The organism is Sphingopyxis sp. BE259 (assembly GCF_031457495.1).
Classification (GTDB): Bacteria; Pseudomonadota; Alphaproteobacteria; order Sphingomonadales; family Sphingomonadaceae; genus Sphingopyxis.
The window spans coordinates 940627-958175 of sequence record NZ_JAVDWM010000001.1; the positions used below are offsets into that span (position 1 = coordinate 940627).

Consider the following 17549-nt stretch of genomic DNA (forward strand, 5'->3'; position numbering starts at 1 on the left):
GAAGTGTGCATGAGTAACAAGGTCATCATCAGCTGTGCAATCACCGGGTCGATCCACACCCCGTCGATGTCACCCCATTTGCCGGTCACGGCGGAGGAAATCGCGGAGAGCGCCCTTGGCGCCGCCGAAGCCGGCGCCGCGATCGTCCATCTCCATGCGCGCAATCCCGAGGATGGTCGTCCCGATCAGAGCCCCGAGGCGTTCGAACCCTTCTTGCGGGTGATCAAGCAGTCGTCGAACGTCGTCGTGAACCTGACGACCGGGGGTTCGCCCTACATGCCGGTCGAGGAGCGAGTACAGCCTGCTGCCGTCTGGAAGCCCGAGGTGGCGAGCCTCAACATGGGGTCGATGAACTTCGGTCTCTTCCCGATGCTGAAGCGCTACAAGGAGTTCAAGCATGAGTGGGAACCCGCGATGCTCGAGGGGAGCCACGACCTCGTCTTTCGCAACAGCTTCAAGGATATCCGCTACGCGCTCGAAACACTGAACGCGACCGGCGCGCGCTACGAGTTCGAATGCTACGACACGAGCCACCTCCACAATCTGCACTATTTCTGGAGCGAGGGTCTCGTCCAGGCGCCGCTGTTCATCCAGACCTGTTTCGGCCTGCTCGGCGGCATCGGCCCGCATCCCGAGGAAGTGCTGCACATGAAGCGCACCGCTGATCGCCTGTTCGGCGACAATTATCGCTGGTCGGTGCTTGGCGCCGGTGCGTCGCAGATGAAGGTCGCGGCGCAGGCGGCGGCGATGGGCGGCCATGTCCGCGTCGGCCTCGAGGATAATCTCTGGCTCGACAAGGGAGTGTTGTCGCCAAGCAACGCGGCGCAGGTCACGCGCGTGCGTCAGATCATCGAGGGTCTTGGACTTGAGGCTGCGACCCCCGACGAGGCGCGCGAGATATTGGCGCTCAAGGGCGCGGATCGCGTCGGCTTCTGATCATGCTGGCGCTTGCCGACGTTCCAGCCGCCTTCGCGTCCGACCGGATCGCGATCGTCCATGGCGAGGCGCGGTGGTCGTGGGGGAACCTCGACCATCGCTCCCTGCAATGGTGCGCCTGGCTGACCGAGCGCGGCGTGGGGGCCGACGACCTTGTGGCGTTCGCGCTTCCGAACGGACCCGACTTCATCGCGCTCACCTTCGGCGTCTACCGGGCCGGCGCGATCCCCGCGCCGATCTCGTGGAAGATCACGCCCCACGAATGCGAGGCGATCATCGCGGTGATGAAGCCGCGCCTCGTTGTCCATCCCGGAGAGGGCCCGTCATGGGAGGCGCCCCGGGGAACGCCAAGCGGACATGTGGCCAAGGCCTGGAAGGCGTGCACCAGCGGCGGCAGCACCGGCATTCCCAAGGTGATCGTCGACGGCCGGGCCGCGGGTTTTTCTGAAGGCACCGATTTTATCGGAATTCCTTCGGATAGCTGCGTCCTCGTCCCGGGGCCGCTCTATCATAACGCACCCTTCAGCGCGGCGGTCTTCGCGCTCTGGAAAGGCTCGACGATCATCACGATGGATAAGTTCGACGCCATGGGTGCGCTCGGACTGATCGACGACGAGGGAGCAAGCTGGGCGCTGATGGTGCCGACGATGATGCACCGGATCATGGCGCTCACGCCCTCCGCGCGGGCCTGCTTCGATCTCTCGCGCTGGGCGATGGTCGTCCACACCGCCGCACCGATGGCGCCTTGGCTCAAACAGGCTTGGATCGACTGGTGCGGCCCCGATCACATCTGGGAAGTCTATGGCGCCACCGAAGGGCTGGTGCGCTGCTGGATCGGCGGGCGCGAGTGGCTTGACCGCCCCGGCTCGGTCGGCCGGCCGATCGGCGGCGGGCGCCTACGGATTCTGGACGAAGATGGGCGCGAGTGCCAAGCGGGTGAGGAGGGCGAGGTCTTTGCAATGCCGTCCGGCGGACCCGGGTCGACCTATCGCTACATCGGGGCCGAGCGCCGCGCCACCGTCGACGGCTGGGAATCGGTCGGCGATATCGGGCGGCTCGACGCCGACGGCTATCTCTATCTCGCCGACCGCCGGACCGATCTCATCATCTCGGGCGGGGTCAACATCTGGCCGGCCGAGGTCGAGGCGGCGATCCTTCGTCATCCCGCTGTCCGCTCCTGCGCTGTCGTCGGCCGCCCGGATCCGGATCTTGGCCAGTCGGTGCATGCGGCGGTCGAGGCTGACGCGGGGGCGCTGGACCTCGCCGCGCTTGGCCGCTTTCTCAATCCTTGGCTCGCGCGCGAAAAACATCCGCGCAGTCTTGAAACCCAGATCCATCCCGTGCGCGACGATGCGGGCAAGGTCCGCAAGGGCCAGCTCGCGTCCGCCTCCTGACCGAAGGAAATACCATGACCACTCCGCCCCCCGCCATGGAGCAGTTCCGCCTCGAATTTCAGGACAATGGCATCGTCCATCTCGTCTTCGATGCACCGGGCCGGACAATGAACGTCTTTTCCAACGCCGCGATCCACGAGCTCAAGGCTTTTGCAGCCTGGCTCGGGGGCAGCGATGTCGTTGGCGTGCTCGTCCGCTCGGGCAAGGACAATGCCTTTTGCGCCGGGGCCGACCTCACCGAGCTCGGCGTGGCCTATGACATGATCGTCGCTGCGCCTGCGCGCGACCGCTTCGACATCGCCTTCGACCATTTCTTTCCCCTGAGCGCGGCGCTTCGCGCGCTCGAGACCGCCGGCAAGCCGGTGGCCTCGGCAGTCGCCGGGCTCGCGCTCGGCGGTGGCTGCGAGTTGGCGCTCGCGACGCATTACCGTGTACTGGCCGACAGTCCGCGGGCCGCGCTTGGGCTTCCCGAATCGCTCGTCGGCCTCCTGCCGGGCGCTGGGGGGACGCAGCGGTTACCGCGGCTTGTCGGTGTCGACGCTGCACTGCCAATCCTGCTCGAAGGCGCGCGGTTGGCCGGACAGGCGGCGCTCGCCGCCGGGCTTGTGCATGCGGTTGTGCCGCCGGGCGAGGAAGTCGCAGCCGCCGAAGCGTGGCTGCTCTCGGCGCCGGTCTCGGCGCAGCCTTGGGACAAGGACGACTGGCGCAATCCCGGCCCCGCCGCGGTCTCGGAGCGAATCGATCCGGTGCGCGCGAAGATGATGGCCAAGACGGGCGGTTTCTATCCGGCCCCGATCGCGATCCTCGACTGTATCGAATATGGGCTGCCGCAATGTTTCGACGGCGCAATCCGCAGCGAAATGGCGATCTTTGCGCATCTCATCCAGCGTCCCGAGCCACGCAATATGATTCAGACGCTGTTCCTCGGCAAAACCGATTATGATCGTCACGTCCGCAAGGAGAGCTTGCCCGCCTTCGTTGGTGAGGTGATCGCAGCGCTACGCCCGTTGGCGGGCCGCTGGAGCGACCCCGCCGTCCGCGCGGACGCCAGCGAGGCGGTCGGTCGCTGGGAGCAGAGCCTCGCCGCCGAAGAGCAGCGGCTTGCCGATTATGCGGTGGTCAGCGAGCTCGACTATCCCGCCTATCTCGGCGGGCCGTTCGCATCGCGGCGCGCCGCATCGACATGACCCGTTACATCGTCGAAGTGAATATAGGTCATGAGGCGCTTGAGACGTAAGAGTCCGAAAAAATCGATCATGTGACGAATGCCGGCATGAAAGAGCGCCGCCGCCGCGCCATCGTCCATGCGTCCTTCGGTGGCTTCGATAAAGCGCTGCGATTCGGCGCGCGCGATTTCATCCGCGGGCCCGGCGTAGAAGTCGACGACTGACGCCGGAAAACCGTTCTCCTCGGTATAGCCTTCGGCGCGCATCAACTGCCAGATCGTGACGAGCCGACTGTCCATGATGCTAAGGGCCGGGCCTTTTTTCGTGTCGCGTATTTCTACGATGCCGAGCGACTCAAAGACTCTGGCGTCGGCCTCTGCGTTTGGCCAGTCCCTCGCCAGTGTCTCGATCAGCACTTCGCCCTCGAACCCGACCCGCGCGGCGACCAGCGCCTCAAGGTTCCGGAACGCAGCGGCATCCACGCGGCCCTCGCCATTCTGTCCGCGGAGCGCCTCTTTGATCTGGGGCAGGGTCAGGCCGTCGTCGCGCTGGAGTTTGCGGACCGCGAGAACCGCCTGCACATGGCTATCATCATAATCCGCGACATTGGTCGCCGGGCGCGACGGCTCGGGCAGCAGGCCGTTCCGGAAATAGACCCGGATGGTCTCGCGGTGGACGCCCGTCCGTCGCTCAAGATCGCGCATCTTCATCGGCGAGGGGCATAAGCGGTCGGCGCGGGATGTCGCAACGCATTTTTGGAACAAGATAATAAGGTGCTTTACCTTTATGCGTAATGATGATACGCAATATGAAATCGCCTTGGGAGAGGACGAATGGATTATCTGCGTTATTATGTCCCCGTCATCGTGCAGCTTGCGGCTTATGCGGGCTTTGCGCTTGGTGGAAACTGGGTTTTCATCGGCATCGCGTCGCTGCCCTTGCTCGGCCTGATCGATTCGGTGCTGTCGAACGACATGCGCCCGCGCGCGATGCGGCGCGGCCTTCTTGCCGACTTGCCGATCTGGTTTTCGACACTGCTGGCGGTCGGCCTGTATTTCATGGCGGCGTTCTGGGTCGCATCGGCCGATGCGATCACGCCCTGGCAATATGCGGGCGCGATCCTGTCGCTTGCCTGGATGAGCGTCGTACCGCTCGTCCCCGCGTCGCACGAACTTTATCACCAGCGCGGCAAGCTGCGCCGCTTCGTCGGCACCTATTCGCAGGTCTGCTACCTCGACTGTACGCGCGAGATTGCGCATGTCACGGGGCATCACCTCGATGTTGCGACCGAGCATGACGGCGACACGGCGCGCCGCGGGATTTCGCTCTATGAATTCACGGGCAAGGCCGTCATCCAGAGCACGCGCGATGCGTGGCGCATGGAAAGCGACAGCCTCGAAAAGCAGGGCTATGGCCGCTGGTCGATTCGCCACCGCATCTGGAAAGCGCTTCTCGCGCAGCTAGTTATGCAGAGCCTCGTCTATCTGATCGGCGGCTGGACCGCTGTCGCGGTGGTCCTCGCCGGGATGGTCGGCGCCCGCTTCTGGGTCGAGTCCTTCAACTATTTCCAGCATTATGGCCTGATCCGTGTCCCCGGCGGCGCCATCTCGCGCCGCCATGTCTGGAACCATCTGAAGCCGCTGTCGCGCGTGATGGGGTTCGAGATCACCAACCATGCCGATCATCATACCGACAGCTTCGCGGCCTTCCACGAACTGCGCCCCGACCGCCAGTGGATCCCGATGCCAAGCGTGTTCGTCTGCTTCTTCTCGGCGCTGATTCCGCCGCTGTGGCATAATGCGGTGATCAAGCCGGCGCTGAAGCGCTGGGACAATGAGCTGGCGACCCCCGAAGAACGCGAACTGGCGAAGGTGCAGAATCGGGCCGCGGGTTGGCCCGACTGGTTCGACGAAAAGCCCGCGGGCGCTTGGGCCGCCAGCTGATGCCGGTTCGCCACTTGCTCTACATTCTGATCGCGGTCGGCTCGGCCGCCGCGGCCTGGTGGCACGGGATCGCGTGGATGAGGGAAGGGGGCAACCTGCTGTTGCTCCCGACATTCTTCCTCGACGCCTATAACAGCGGCAGCGCCGCGGCCTTCCTGACGATCGACATATTGGCGGCCTGGATCGTCTTCATGATCTGGGTCGTGCCTGACGCGGTTCGCATCGGTCTTGGCGCGCGCGCAGGCTGGTTTTATCTGGCGCTGTCCTTCGTCGGGACGTGCTTCGCCTTCCCGCTCTATCTGGTCGCGCGCGAGCGGCATCTGGCGAAAACCGGCGCCGCCGTCTGAGACGCGAATGATTTGAGGGCGCCGCACCGCGGCGCCCTTGTTCGTCACGCCATCACATAGATCGACTTGGTGCGCTGATAGCTGGCCAGACTCTCCGGTCCGAACTCGCTGCCCATGCCGCTCGCCTTGATCCCGCCGAACGGTGAGCCGAGCGAGGGCATATAGCCGTTGATGCCAACCGTGCCGCTCTCGACCTTCCGCGCCACCGTGACCGCGCGCGCCTGATCCTGGCTCCATACCGACCCGCCGAGACCGAACTGAGAGGCGTTGGCGATCCGCACCGCATCGGCCTCGTCGGTGTAGCGGATGATCGACAATACCGGGCCAAAAATTTCTTCCTGCGCGATGACCGCATTCTCATCGACGTCGGCGAAGACCGTCGGCTCGACAAACCAGCCGCTGTTGTGCCCCTTCGGGCGGCCACCGCCGGCGACAAGCCGGGCCTCGTCGCGGCCCTTGGCGATATAGGATTCGACGCGGTCGCGGTGCGCCGCCGACGCCATCGGTCCGACAAGGGTCGCGGGGTCGAGCGCATCGCCGACGGTGAAGGAGCCGACGGTTTCGGCAACCGCGCCGACGATTTCGTCATAGCGCCCGCTCGGCACCAGAAGGCGAGTGCCATTGTAACAGGCTTGCCCGTTGTTGAGCATGCTGACCATCGGGATTGCAGGCAGAAAGGCGGCAAGATTGACGTCGTCGAGCAGCAGCGCCGCCGACTTGCCGCCCAGTTCGAGCGTGACCGGGCGAAGCAATTGCCCGCATTGCGCGGCGATCGCGCGGCCCGCGCCGGTCGATCCGGTGAAGGCGACCTTGTCGACCCCGGGGTGCGATACCAGATAGGCCCCGACCGCGCGATCGGCCGCGACGATGTTGATGACGCCCGCGGGAACGCCCGCCGCAAGTGCGGCCTCGGCGACCAGATAGGAATCGAGCACCGTCCCCGGCGAAGGCTTGATCACCAGCGTGCAACCGGCGAGCATCGCCGGGGCGATCTTGCTGAAGGCCAGGGTGACCGGGAAGTTCCACGGCACCACCGCCGCAACCACACCGATCGGAGCGCGGTCGACAAGTGTTTCCTGTCCCATTTGCGACGGACGGGTTTCGCTCGTGCTCATCCCGTCGGCAAGGCTTGCATAATATTGGAGGACGCCCGCCGGAAATTGCGCTTCGAGCATGTTGGCGAGGGTGACCGGCATGCCGTTCTGGAGGCTCACCGCCTCGGCGATTGCGCTCCCGCGTTCGACGAGCGCCGCCATGAACCGCAGCATCACCTCGGCGCGCTCGCCGGGCGAAAGCCGCGGCCACGGCGAATGGTCGAAGGCCTGGCGCGCCGCTGCTACGGCCGCGTCGATGTCGGCCTCGCTGCCCTCGGGCACGGTCGCGACATGCTCGCCGGTCGATGCATTGTGAATCTTGAAGGTCTGGTTGGATGCGGGGCGCACCCATTCATTGCCGATGAAAAAGCTGCTGCGATCGAGGTTCATCTCATTCTCCCGTAAATTACGCGCCGGTGCTGGCGTCTGTAAATTTGTCGTAGTGGATATCGGAAAGGCCGATGCCGGCGTTGGTGAGCGCGGCGATCCCCGCGTCGATCATCGGCGGCGGGCCGCACATATAGCCATGGGCGCCCGGCCCGAGACGCTCGATCGCCTGCGCCACATAGGCGGTCACGAACCCGTGGCGATATTGCGGATTTTCTTCCTCGGAGAGGATCGGCCAAAAATCGAAGCTGGCGGTCCAAGCGGTGCGGATCGCAGCGATCTGCTCGGCTGCATAGAGGTCGCGTGTCCCGCGCCCGCCGAAAAGCAGGACGCAATCGCGGCGGACGCGGCGGTTGGCGGCGTCCTGCAACAGGCTGAGCAAGGGCGCGAGGCCCGAGCCGCCCGCGATGCAGATGATCGGCCCCTTGCCTTCGCGAAGCCAGAAATTGCCGTGCGGTCCGTCGAGCTCAAGCGCCTCGCCCGCGAGCGAGCCGCCAAAGAGGCGGTCGGTGAACTGGCCGCCGGGAACGTGGCGGATGAAGAAATGGGGCTCGGTCGTCCCGCCGGCTTCGGGCGCACCTGCGAAGCTGTAGGAGCGGTGAATTGATCCGTCGCCCCAATGCACATTGGCATATTGCCCGGCTTTATAGTTTACCGGTTTATCAACTCGGAGCGTTACACGCTTGATGTCGTGGGTCAGGTCGTTCGCGGCAACGAAGCTTGCCGCCTGGCGCAGCGCGTCCTGATCTCCGCTCGCGCCGATCTCGACATCAAGCACGAGATCGGATTTGGGAAGCGCCTGGCACGCCAGGATATAGCCCGCCTCCAGCTCCTCGCGGCTCAGCGTATAGCCGAACGGGGTTATGGCCTCCACTCTGCCCGATATCAGACGCGTGCGACACGAGCCGCAAGTTCCGACGGTGCAGTCGTGCGGATAGGCGATTCCCTCGGCGAGCGCACGTTCGAGAATCGTGGTACCGGGAGAGACGGTGAACTGGTCACCTGACGTCTCAATTTGCACCGAGCGATCGGGTGCTTTCCCAAAAAGCCTGGATAATAGCGACATTTGGCATCTCTCTCGAAAAACTCGTAAAGTGGTTGACATGTTTGTGGCACAGATTATTTTGCGTATCAAGGTCACGCAATAAATTGCGGGCATGATCGCACCGGGTCTCCCCGTCCGAGTGCAACTGGGAGAGCGCTAATGAAGACATCTATTTCCGCGAGCTTACTCGCCGTTGCGATCGCAAGTCTGTCGTCGCCCGCCTTTGCGCAGGATGCGCCGACGGACGAAACCGGCGCGCAGGACCAGGTCGGTCTCAGCGACATTATCGTCACCGCGACCAAACGGTCGGAGAATCTGCAGGACGTGCCAGTCGCCGTTTCGGCGATCTCGTCCGAATCGCTGCAAGCAAAAGGTGTGTTCGAGACCAGCGATCTCAACAATACTATGCCCAATTTCCAGGTTTCGTCGCCCTATGGCCAGCAGCAGCCGAACTTTTCGGTGCGCGGTGTGGGCGTCGGCACGGAATTCAATGCCAATGCGGCCTCGCCCGTCGGCGTTTATGTCGATGAAGTCTATCAGGCGTTCCGGTCGAGTCATGGCCAGCAGCTCTACGATCTCAACCAGATCGAGGTCGTGCGCGGACCGCAGGGAACGCTCTATGGCCGCAACACCACGGGCGGCGCGATCAATTTCATCACGCGGTCGCCCGAACTCGACGGTCAGAACGGATATTTCACCGCGGGCTATGGCAACTTCAATCGGCTTAATCTGGAAGGCGCTATCGAGGTCACGCCCGTCGACGATGTTTTCGGCATCCGCCTGGCGGCGACCTATGTCGATGCCGATCCCTATTTGCGCAACCGGCTCCCCAAGGGACTGAACACCGCGGCCGCCGGAGGGGCGTCTGGCCTTAACGTCGCGACCGGCCGCGATCCCGGCGGTACGAAAAGCTACGGCCTTCGGCTGACGATGCGTTTCCGGCCGACGGATGCGATCGATCTGAAGCTCAAGGTTTATGCGGCCGAAGCGGAGGGTGGTGTCGAAACGCCGCTCCCCACTGGGTCGTCGCGGACCAGCGACTTGATCGATTATACAAACCCCAATTTCCTGCTCGGCGGCCTGTTCGCGGCGCTTGCTCCGGCGGGTCTCGTCCCGTCTAGCTATAGCCAGTCGGGTCGCGGGCTCGGTCTTAACGAGGTCGAACTCGACACGATCGGGGTCGCGACCACCCGGGCCCGCGGTGCCGTGTTCGACGCGCGGATCGAGTTGAGCGACAGCATCAAACTCATCTCGATATCCGGCTTCGACGATGGCCTCTATGACCAGACTCAGACCGACTGCGATTCAACCCCGCTTCGCCTTTGTGCGCTCGGCTATCGTTCCAAATTCAGTGCCTTTAATCAGGACATTCGCCTTGATATCGACGGCGGACCATTCAGGGCCATCGTTGGCGCGTTTTACGGCTCCGACAAGGTCACGGCGGACAACACCCCCGACTTTTTCAATTTCCTCAGCGATGTGACGACGGCCGTCGGTCTGCCGGGGAGCTATTTCAATCCCGGCGGCGCCTTCAACGGTGCCGGTCTCTCAGCGGGGTCGTTGCCCACCGGTATTCGCGCAACCCAGCATTTCCAGCAGAAGCGGACGTCCTACGCCGCCTATGGCGAAGCGAGTTATGAAATTACGCCGACGCTGAAGTTTACCGCCGGCCTTCGCTATACGAAGGACAAGAACAGCTTCCGCGACGGCGTCACCACCTATTTTGACGATACGGGAACTGCGCGCCTGATCACGGTGTCAAATTTCATGCAGGGCGGCGCATTCTCACCCTATTTCCTCCAGGATGTTCGGGACGAGGCCGGCAATGTCGTGATCCCCTCGTTCCAGGGATTGGGAATACCGCTTCCGGGCGGTCTCTCCAATCGCGGTTCGTCGGGACGTGTTACCGGACGCGCCATTGTCGACTGGAAACCTGCCGACGACATCCTCGTTTACGCCAGCTACAGCCGCGGTTATCGTTCGGGTACGTTCAACGGACTGGCCTATGGCAGCGCGAACCAGGTGTACTTCGTCAAGCCAGAGCAAGTCGATGCGTTCGAGGGCGGGCTCAAGTCCCGGTTCTGGGATAATCGGGCGCAGCTGAATATTGCGGCTTTCTATTACAAATATAAGGGTCAGCAGGGTCAGGTTGTCGACGCGAGCGCGACAGCGAACCTCATCTCGCTCGACGGAACGCTGAAGGGTCTCGAAGTCGAAGCGATTCTGCAGCCGGTCGATGCCTTGACGTTAAGCGCTTCGTTCGGGTTGCTGGATTCAAGCTATGATGACGGCGCATGCCCGGCCGATCCCAGCACCATCCCCGGCTTTCCCGCTCAGCTCGGAAGCTGTGTGGTGTCGTCGGCCGGACCGGTCAGTGTCGGCGGCAATCCCTTCCCTTATGCGGCCAAGCAATCGGCGTCCTTTGCCGCGGATTGGAATGTGATTGATGACGGCAAGAACAAACTGACGCTGCATGGCGACCTGAATTACACCGGCCGCTTCTACTTCGACAGCTTCAAGGACTATAGTCGGGGGCCGCTTCCGGTGGTGTCATCGGGTAAATTCGGTAGCGGCAGCGGGAAATATTGGGTCGCCAATGCGCGTGTCACCTACACGATGGGGCGCTATTCGATATCGGCCTGGGGTAAGAATCTGACCGACAAGGTTTACTACCCCTTTGGCATAAGCCTCGAGAATCTGTTCGCCAATGGGTACCGCGTCCGCGCGCTGCCGCGGACCTATGGCGTTGAGGCAACGGTCCGCTTCTAACGAAAAAAGGGGGTGTCGCGGCCTTGGCAACCTCCCGCCAGGGCCGCGGCGCAATTCCGGATCGCATGCCAATAACAAAAATGGAGAGAGCGATGTTTGAAAGTAATGTGTGGGCCGAGCCTGATATGGACGTCGATGCCGTTCATGACGGGCGGCATGTTTTGCCCGATGTTGCGATGGCACGCGAATCGATTCCCTACATCGTCGTGCTGCCCGAGCATCAGATCGCTTTCTTCACCTACACCTGGGTGTCGAAGGACAGCGTCGCCGGGGCCGCGCTCGCGGTCTTTGGCCCCGGTGTCGGCGGTGATCCGATCCAGCAGCGCCTCGCCGATCGGCCCGTTGCAGCCGACATGGGCTTCGACGACTGGAAAATCGAAGGTTTTGCGATGCAGCAGGATCTTCAGTTCGGGTCGGCGCATGTCCGGTGGGAGACGCCCGAGGCCACGGTCGATTTCGAATTCGATGCGTTTCACCCGCCTTATGCTTACGCTTCCGACCCGCGCGGTTGCCCGGCCTATTGCGCCACCGACCGCATCGAACAGGCGGGCCGTGTCAAGGGGACGCTCAGGATCGGCGAGCGCGTGATCGCCTTCGACGCGACCGGCCACCGCGATCATAGCTGGGGCACGCGCGACTGGGTCCCGTTCCAGCAATATGAATGGTTCGTCGGCCAGGTCGGTGACGAGATTGCGGTGCATTTCTGGCGCTTCAATGCCCTCGGCAAGGAACATGTGCGCGGCTATGTCTTTAAAGATGGCAAGGCGTCGCGCGTTGATAGCGTCGAGGTCGATGTCACCTACGACGGCCAATATTGGCAGACCGGCTACACCGCCCTGATCGTCGATGAGGCGGGGCGCGAGACCAGCATCCAAACCGACGTATTTGGTACTTACACGCTGAAACCGGTCCCCAATTGCAGCCTCAACGAAAGTGGCGGCCGTTCGCTGATCGACGGCAAGGCCGGCGTTGGCTGGATGGAATGTTGCTGGCCCACCGATTATCTGGAGCATATCCGTGCAAACGGCCCTTATTGAGCGCCCCGTCGTGCAGAGCGACATGGAGGCCGTCCATCGGCATATCATCGATCGCCGGAGCGCCAACCGGAGCCTGCCCCCCTATCGCGCGGCGCTGACCGAAGAGATCGTCGAGATCCTCTCGGTCTTCTTTGCAACGGAACGTCCCGGAGCGGAGGTTTCGGGGGTCCGCCGCGTTGGCGGCGGCGCATCCAAGGAACAATTCTTCTTCACGCTCGCCGACCAAGGCGTCGAGGAGCAATTCCTCCTCCGCATGGACCCGCGCTCGGCGATCACCGAGACGGACCGGGCGCGCGAATTCGTGCTCATCGATGCGATGCAGGGCAGGGTGCCCGTGCCCGAGCCGGTGTGGATCGACAATGACGCCCGGCATTTCCCGCAGGCGGCGGCAATCCCGCGTGTCGTTTCGGGCGTCACCAAGCCAAGCGACGCGGGCATCAAGGTGTCGGGACTCGGCACGTGGCTCGGCCCGGACCTGCGCGGCAAGATCAAGGACCAGTTTCTCGATTACCTCGTCGAGATTCATCGCTACGATTTCCGGGCCAACCCGCTGCCGGGTTTCGAAGTCCCCGACGCCGACCCGAAGCAAGCCGCGCGCTGGGCCTATAATTATTGGCGCGATCTCTGGGAGGTGGACGAAGGCGAGCCGCGTCCGATCATGTCGCTCGCCACGCAGTGGCTTGCCGACAATATGCCCGACACCGCCGATCTCGTGATGCTCCACGGCGACTACCGTACCGGCAATTATCTCTTCGACGAAGCGAGCGGCGCGATCACCGCGCTGCTCGATTGGGAACTGGCCCGCATCGGCGACTATCACGAGGATATCGGCTGGGTGCTGATGGAGATATTCGGCAGTTTCGACGAGGCGGGGACGTTTCGCGCCAGCGACTTGTTCGAGCGCGAGGAATTCATCACCGAATATGAGCGCCGTTCGGGCCGCACCGTCAATCGCGACACGCTCCATTATTACGACGTGATGTCGAGCTGGAAATGCAACGTCATCGTCGCGGCGAACGGGCTCGCGGCCGCGCGCTCGCAGCATAATCATCAGGATGTGCTGCTGACGTTCCTGGGTGCGACGGCGCCGATGTTCGCGAACGATCTCGTCCGCTTGTTGAGCAAAGGAGCCGGGGCATGACACCGACGACAGACGAACGCCTGGCCAGCATCATTCGCGCGCTGACCGAAGTCATCCTGCCGCACTTGCCGGCCGACGCGTCGCTGGCGCAGGAGCAGGTCCAACTCGCCATCGGGCATCTGCAAATCCTGCGCCTGCAGTTCGATGCCGTTCCGGCGTTCGAGGCGGAGGAGCTTGGTGACACGCACGCACTCGGCGAAGAGCTGGTGGGTGCGATCGACGGCGGCCCGCAAACCGCGGCGGCGTGCAGCGCGCTCAAGGCCGTGCTCGCAAAAACGGATTCCGAGGTTCGCCCGGCGCTGAGCGCGCTCAATCGCGCGGTCGAGGCGCTCGTCCAGGCGGTATCGGTGGACGGCGACCGGACATCGAAGGCGCGGCTCGCCGCGATCATCCTCCGCCACGAACGCGCTCGCGTCGAAAAGGACCGCCGCTGGTTCCTGCCCTACGGCTTCGACACGATGGAGGCAGCGGCATGATCCGGGCTGAAGACGCCGAATTTCACCATGGCCCGGACTCGCACTGGCAGTGGGTAGAGACGATCGCGCTGCCCTTTTGCGTGCCGGAAGAGAATATCAACGTGATCGTCTATGTGGTGACGCGGCCCATGCTCGGCGTGTGCATGGCGGACGTGACAATCATCGACCGCCTGACCGATCTGTGGGAAGAGCAGATCTACGTCGACAACCAGCAGCACATGCCGTGTCCCGAGAAGCTCAGCGGCTTCACGCTGCCGAACGGACTGTCGGTGCACGCGGTCGATCCCATCAAACACTATCGGGTCGAATATCAGGGCATCGACGACACCTGGTTCAAGCTCGACTACCACGCCCTGCACACCGCCTATGACATCAACGACCCGGCGATCGATCCACTGGCCGCGAAACGCAACGGGCCCGCCTGGGACAGCAGCTGGTCGGGCCATTATGAAATGACTTACCGCATAACGGGCGAGCTTTGCGTGCGCGGCCGCCGCATGGCGGTCGATTGCGTCGAGACCGGCGACCGGAGCTGGGGACCGCGTCCCGAGCGCGACAATGGCGCGGTGATCTGGTGGCATGTGAGCTTCGGCGAGGCGCTGACCTGCCACATGTTTGTCCAGCACGACATCGCAAAGACCAACGAATTCGGTTCGTTGATCAGCGGTTACATCCTCGAAGATGGCGTCCTGTCCGGTCTGGTCGAGGCGAAGGGCCGCAATGAATATCGCCGCGCGATGCCCATGGGCGGTGCGGTGAGCGTCACCGACGCGCGCGGCAAAACATTCGACTTCACCTACTCGACGGTCAATGGCTGCTATTGGGCACCCTATCCCTCGAACACCTATCTGCAGGCCTCGCTGCGCGCTGCGCACAACGGCCGCGTCGGCACTGGCGTGCAGCAGTTGGGGCTCAGCCGCGCCTATCTGACGCGCCACCGCGACGTCCTTCGCCAACGCTACTGAACCTTTCCGGAGACATGACATGAAAGCCACCGCAGCGATCGTTCGCGCCGTCGGAGAGGATTTTTCGATCGAGGAGATCGAGGTCGCCGAACCGCGGGGCGCCGAAGTGCGCGTCAAGATGGTCGGCGTCGGCATGTGCCACACCGATCTCGTCGCACGCGACGGCTTTCCGGTTCCGCTGCCGATCGTTCTCGGGCACGAGGGTTCGGGGATTGTCGAGGCGGTCGGACCCGAGGTCTCCGACCTGGTTCCCGGTGACCATGTCGTCCTCAGCTTCGACAGCTGCGCCGCCTGTCCGACCTGCGACGAAGGGCTGCCCGCCTATTGCCACCAGTTTCTGGGTAAGAATTTCGCGGGGGTGCGGCTTGAAGACGGCACGTCCCCGCTCAGCCAGGACGGCGCGACGATCCATGGCAATTTCTTCGGGCAGTCTTCTTTCGGTACCTATGCGATCGCGCACCGCCGGAACACGGTGAAGGTCGACAAGAACCTGCCACTCGATATTCTCGGTCCGCTCGGATGCGGCGTGATGACCGGAGCGGGCGCGGCGGTGATTTCGCTCGGTATCCAGCCCGGTCAGTCGCTGGCCATTTTTGGCGGCGGCGCCGTTGGCCTCTCGGCGCTGCTTGGCGCGCGCGCCGTCGACGCAGGAACTGTGATCATCATCGAACCCAACGCCGGGCGCCGCGACCTGGCGCTCGAGCTTGGCGCGACGCATGTCATTGACCCGGCCGCGACCGATGATGTCCTCGCGGCGGTCAAGGAGCTGTCGGGCGGCGGTGTCAATCATGCGCTCGATACCACGGGCATCCCGGCGGTGATCGGCGTTGCTGTGGAGACCACGATCGCGCATGGCACGGTCGGGCTTGTTGCGGTCCCTCCGCCCGAAGCGATGCTACCCGCCAACATGATGTCAATGCTCGTGCGCGGGACCACCATCAAATATATCACCGAGGGCGATGCCGATCCGCAGGCATTTATCCCGCGAATGATCGCTTGGAATCGTGACGGGAAATTCCCGTTCGAACGGCTGATCCGCAAATTTCCCTTTGCCGAGATTAACCAAGCGGCGCACGCATCGGAGGACGGATCGGCTATCAAGCCTGTTCTGATCTTCTGACCGACGGGAAAGGGCGACCGCTCGATGCGGTCGCGGGTAATGATCGAATGCAGATCGTCAATTTTCGGGATTTTGGCGGCGTCACGGTGGAGGGTGGTGCGAGGGTCGCAACCGGCGCGCTGTACCGCTGCGGGCAGCCATCGCCGCTCGGCACGACGCCATTCGACGCGATTGCAGCGCTCGATATCGCGGCCGTCGTCGATCTGCGCTTCCCCGACGAAGTCAGAAGTGCGATTTTTCCCTGGCCCGACCATAGCCGTCCGGTCCGGATCCACATGGAGAATGGCGATGTCGGCAACGCTCCTCACCACGCATTTTTTTCAGCATCGCTGGAGACCGTCGAGGATGTTCATCGTCTCTATGGTGCCTTCTACGCCGGACTCCCGGAAGATCCGCGCTATCAGTCGCTGATCACCCGCGCCCTCCTCGCCTTTGCAAAGGCCGACGGGCCGGTCCTCGTCAATTGCTCGGCAGGCAAGGATCGCACCGGCTTTCTCGCCGCGCTCCTGCTTCGCGTCCTCGGCGCGCGCGACGACGATATTCTCGCGGACTATATGCTCTCGAACGCGCCTCCCGCCAAAGCGGCGTTGCGCCCGGAAATCGAGCGACGCTTCGCCGCGCATGGCAATATGCTCCCGCGCGAAGATATTCTCGATGCCATTTTGGGTGTGTCGCCAGCCTATCTGGAGAGCAGCTTTGCCGCGATCGCCGCGATGGCGGGATCGCTCCCAGCCTATCTCGACCAGATCGGGGTCGACGACGGTGCTCGTGCGACGCTGCGGACGCGCCTCCTCGCCTGAGCCGTTTGCGAGCTGGAAGCCGGATTTCACAGCAGCTCCGGCGGCTTGACGTTTACGTAAGTGACATATAGTAATCATGTTTACATAAAACAAACATGATTGGGATCGAGATGAGCGACGACGCCGGACCAGGGGCTTCGGATCGGCTGGGGGCAGAGGGAACGCACAGTGCCGACCGCGTGGCGCTGATCGTCGGTGGCTCGTCGGGCGTCGGTCTCGCCACTGCCCATCGCCTTGCCTCCCAAGGCGTCACGAAAATTGCGATCGCAGCCCGCTCGGTCGACCGCGGGGTTGCGGCTGCGGCGAGCGTGTCGTCGGCCACTGTCGAGGCGCGATTTTTTCCCTGCGACGCGAATGATGCGGCCGCAGCGGCGGACCTTGTCGCTGCGGTCGAAGCGGCGTTTGGATCGGTGGATCTGCTCGTCGTATCGACCGCCGCAGCGGTGCTGCCTCGCCTTCTGGGCGATATATCGCCGGAAGAAATCGCTTCGATCCTGGTCGAACAGGCGGCGCCGCCGATGGTGATGAGCCGGGCCGTGCTGCCCGGCATGCGCGCGCGCGGATCGGGCGCGATCGTCGTCGTGGCCTCCGATGCCGCTAAATCGGCGACACCGGGCGAGACCGTCATCGGCGCGGCAATGGCGGCCATCACAATGTTCGCAAAAGCGATGGCGATGGAGGTCAAGCGCGACGGTATCCGCGTCAACATCGTGACGCCGTCGCTGATCAGCGGAACTCCGATCTACGATCGCTTGATGGAGGATCCGTTCAGCGCGCGCCTGTTTGGCAAGGCGGCGAAGCTCGCCGCGCTCGGCGTCGCCAATGCGGACGATGTTGCCGCGACGATCGCGTTCCTCTGCTCCCCCGATGCCGCGCGCATCACGGGACAGGCGATCAGCGTCAACGGCGGTATTTCCGCCGCGTGATTG

General features: G+C 63.5%; 16 protein-coding genes. 13 read left to right on the forward strand and 3 right to left on the reverse strand.

The window, feature by feature from the left end:
- The first annotated feature begins 9 nt into the window (after nucleotides 1–9).
- Genes J2X44_RS04600 through J2X44_RS04610 form a run of 3 tightly spaced genes read left to right on the forward strand, consistent with a single transcriptional unit; the run spans nucleotide 10 to nucleotide 3517 of the window.
- Nucleotides 10–936 carry a 3-keto-5-aminohexanoate cleavage protein gene (locus J2X44_RS04600; RefSeq protein ID WP_310088202.1) on the forward strand — a complete coding sequence of 309 codons (927 nt, stop codon included), beginning with the start codon at nucleotides 10–12 and terminating at the stop codon, nucleotides 934–936.
- 2 nt (nucleotides 937–938) lie between these two features.
- A complete protein-coding gene (locus tag J2X44_RS04605) occupies nucleotides 939–2330 on the forward strand; it encodes an AMP-binding protein (RefSeq protein WP_310088204.1) in 1392 nt (463 codons plus the stop codon).
- 14 nt (nucleotides 2331–2344) lie between these two features.
- The gene (locus J2X44_RS04610) at nucleotides 2345–3517 is read left to right on the forward strand and encodes an enoyl-CoA hydratase-related protein (RefSeq protein WP_310088206.1); all 1173 of its coding nucleotides are present in this window, start codon (nucleotides 2345–2347) and stop codon (nucleotides 3515–3517) included.
- On the opposite strand, the gene J2X44_RS04615 is transcribed toward J2X44_RS04610, so the two are convergent.
- On the reverse strand, nucleotides 3472–4206 hold the full coding sequence (locus J2X44_RS04615) for a MerR family transcriptional regulator (RefSeq protein WP_310088208.1): 735 nt from the start codon (nucleotides 4204–4206) through the stop codon (nucleotides 3472–3474). The two genes, J2X44_RS04610 and J2X44_RS04615, sit on opposite strands and share 46 nt — an antisense overlap.
- Before the next feature lie 123 nt (nucleotides 4207–4329).
- On the opposite strand from J2X44_RS04615, the gene J2X44_RS04620 reads away from it, so the two are divergent.
- Complete coding sequence (locus J2X44_RS04620; protein WP_310088209.1) at nucleotides 4330–5439, forward strand: alkane 1-monooxygenase; 1110 nt, start codon at nucleotides 4330–4332, stop codon at nucleotides 5437–5439.
- Nucleotides 5439–5786 (forward strand): DUF2834 domain-containing protein, encoded by a 348-nt coding sequence (locus J2X44_RS04625; protein WP_310088210.1) that lies wholly within the window; start codon nucleotides 5439–5441, stop codon nucleotides 5784–5786. Before J2X44_RS04620 ends, J2X44_RS04625 begins: the two co-directional genes overlap by 1 nt.
- Before the next feature lie 44 nt (nucleotides 5787–5830).
- Here the strand turns inward: J2X44_RS04625 and J2X44_RS04630 are convergent, their stop codons facing one another.
- The gene (locus tag J2X44_RS04630; RefSeq protein ID WP_310088212.1) at nucleotides 5831–7270 is read right to left on the reverse strand and encodes an aldehyde dehydrogenase; all 1440 of its coding nucleotides are present in this window, start codon (nucleotides 7268–7270) and stop codon (nucleotides 5831–5833) included.
- A gap of 16 nt (nucleotides 7271–7286) precedes the next feature.
- Nucleotides 7287–8426, reverse strand: a complete 1140-nt coding sequence (locus tag J2X44_RS04635; RefSeq protein WP_310088214.1) for a 2Fe-2S iron-sulfur cluster binding domain-containing protein — start codon at nucleotides 8424–8426, stop codon at nucleotides 7287–7289.
- A 45-nt stretch (nucleotides 8427–8471) separates the two neighbouring features.
- Here J2X44_RS04635 and J2X44_RS04640 point away from each other — a divergent pair, with 45 nt between their 5' ends.
- From J2X44_RS04640 to J2X44_RS04675, 8 genes are all read left to right on the forward strand, one after another.
- Nucleotides 8472–11081, forward strand: a complete 2610-nt coding sequence (locus tag J2X44_RS04640) for a TonB-dependent receptor domain-containing protein (protein ID WP_310088215.1) — start codon at nucleotides 8472–8474, stop codon at nucleotides 11079–11081.
- Nucleotides 11082–11173: 92 nt separating this feature from the next.
- Nucleotides 11174–12118 carry a hypothetical protein gene (locus J2X44_RS04645; protein WP_310088216.1) on the forward strand — a complete coding sequence of 315 codons (945 nt, stop codon included), beginning with the start codon at nucleotides 11174–11176 and terminating at the stop codon, nucleotides 12116–12118.
- Entirely contained in the window at nucleotides 12099–13259 is a 1161-nt protein-coding gene (locus J2X44_RS04650) for a phosphotransferase family protein (RefSeq protein WP_310088218.1), read from the forward strand. Before J2X44_RS04645 ends, J2X44_RS04650 begins: the two co-directional genes overlap by 20 nt.
- Nucleotides 13256–13735: a hypothetical protein gene (locus J2X44_RS04655; protein ID WP_310088220.1), complete on the forward strand. Its 480-nt coding sequence runs from the start codon at nucleotides 13256–13258 to the stop codon at nucleotides 13733–13735. The genes J2X44_RS04650 and J2X44_RS04655 overlap by 4 nt, the downstream gene beginning before the upstream one ends.
- A complete protein-coding gene (locus J2X44_RS04660) occupies nucleotides 13732–14700 on the forward strand; it encodes a hypothetical protein (protein ID WP_310088222.1) in 969 nt (322 codons plus the stop codon). The genes J2X44_RS04655 and J2X44_RS04660 overlap by 4 nt, the downstream gene beginning before the upstream one ends.
- A 19-nt stretch (nucleotides 14701–14719) precedes the next feature.
- A complete protein-coding gene (locus J2X44_RS04665; protein ID WP_310088223.1) occupies nucleotides 14720–15820 on the forward strand; it encodes an NAD(P)-dependent alcohol dehydrogenase in 1101 nt (366 codons plus the stop codon).
- 47 nt (nucleotides 15821–15867) lie between these two features.
- Nucleotides 15868–16620, forward strand: coding sequence for a tyrosine-protein phosphatase (locus tag J2X44_RS04670; RefSeq protein WP_310088225.1), 753 nt, complete (start codon nucleotides 15868–15870; stop codon nucleotides 16618–16620).
- Between the two features lie 110 nt (nucleotides 16621–16730).
- The gene (locus J2X44_RS04675) at nucleotides 16731–17546 is read left to right on the forward strand and encodes an SDR family oxidoreductase (protein ID WP_310088227.1); all 816 of its coding nucleotides are present in this window, start codon (nucleotides 16731–16733) and stop codon (nucleotides 17544–17546) included.
- Nucleotides 17547–17549: the final 3 nt, after the last annotated feature.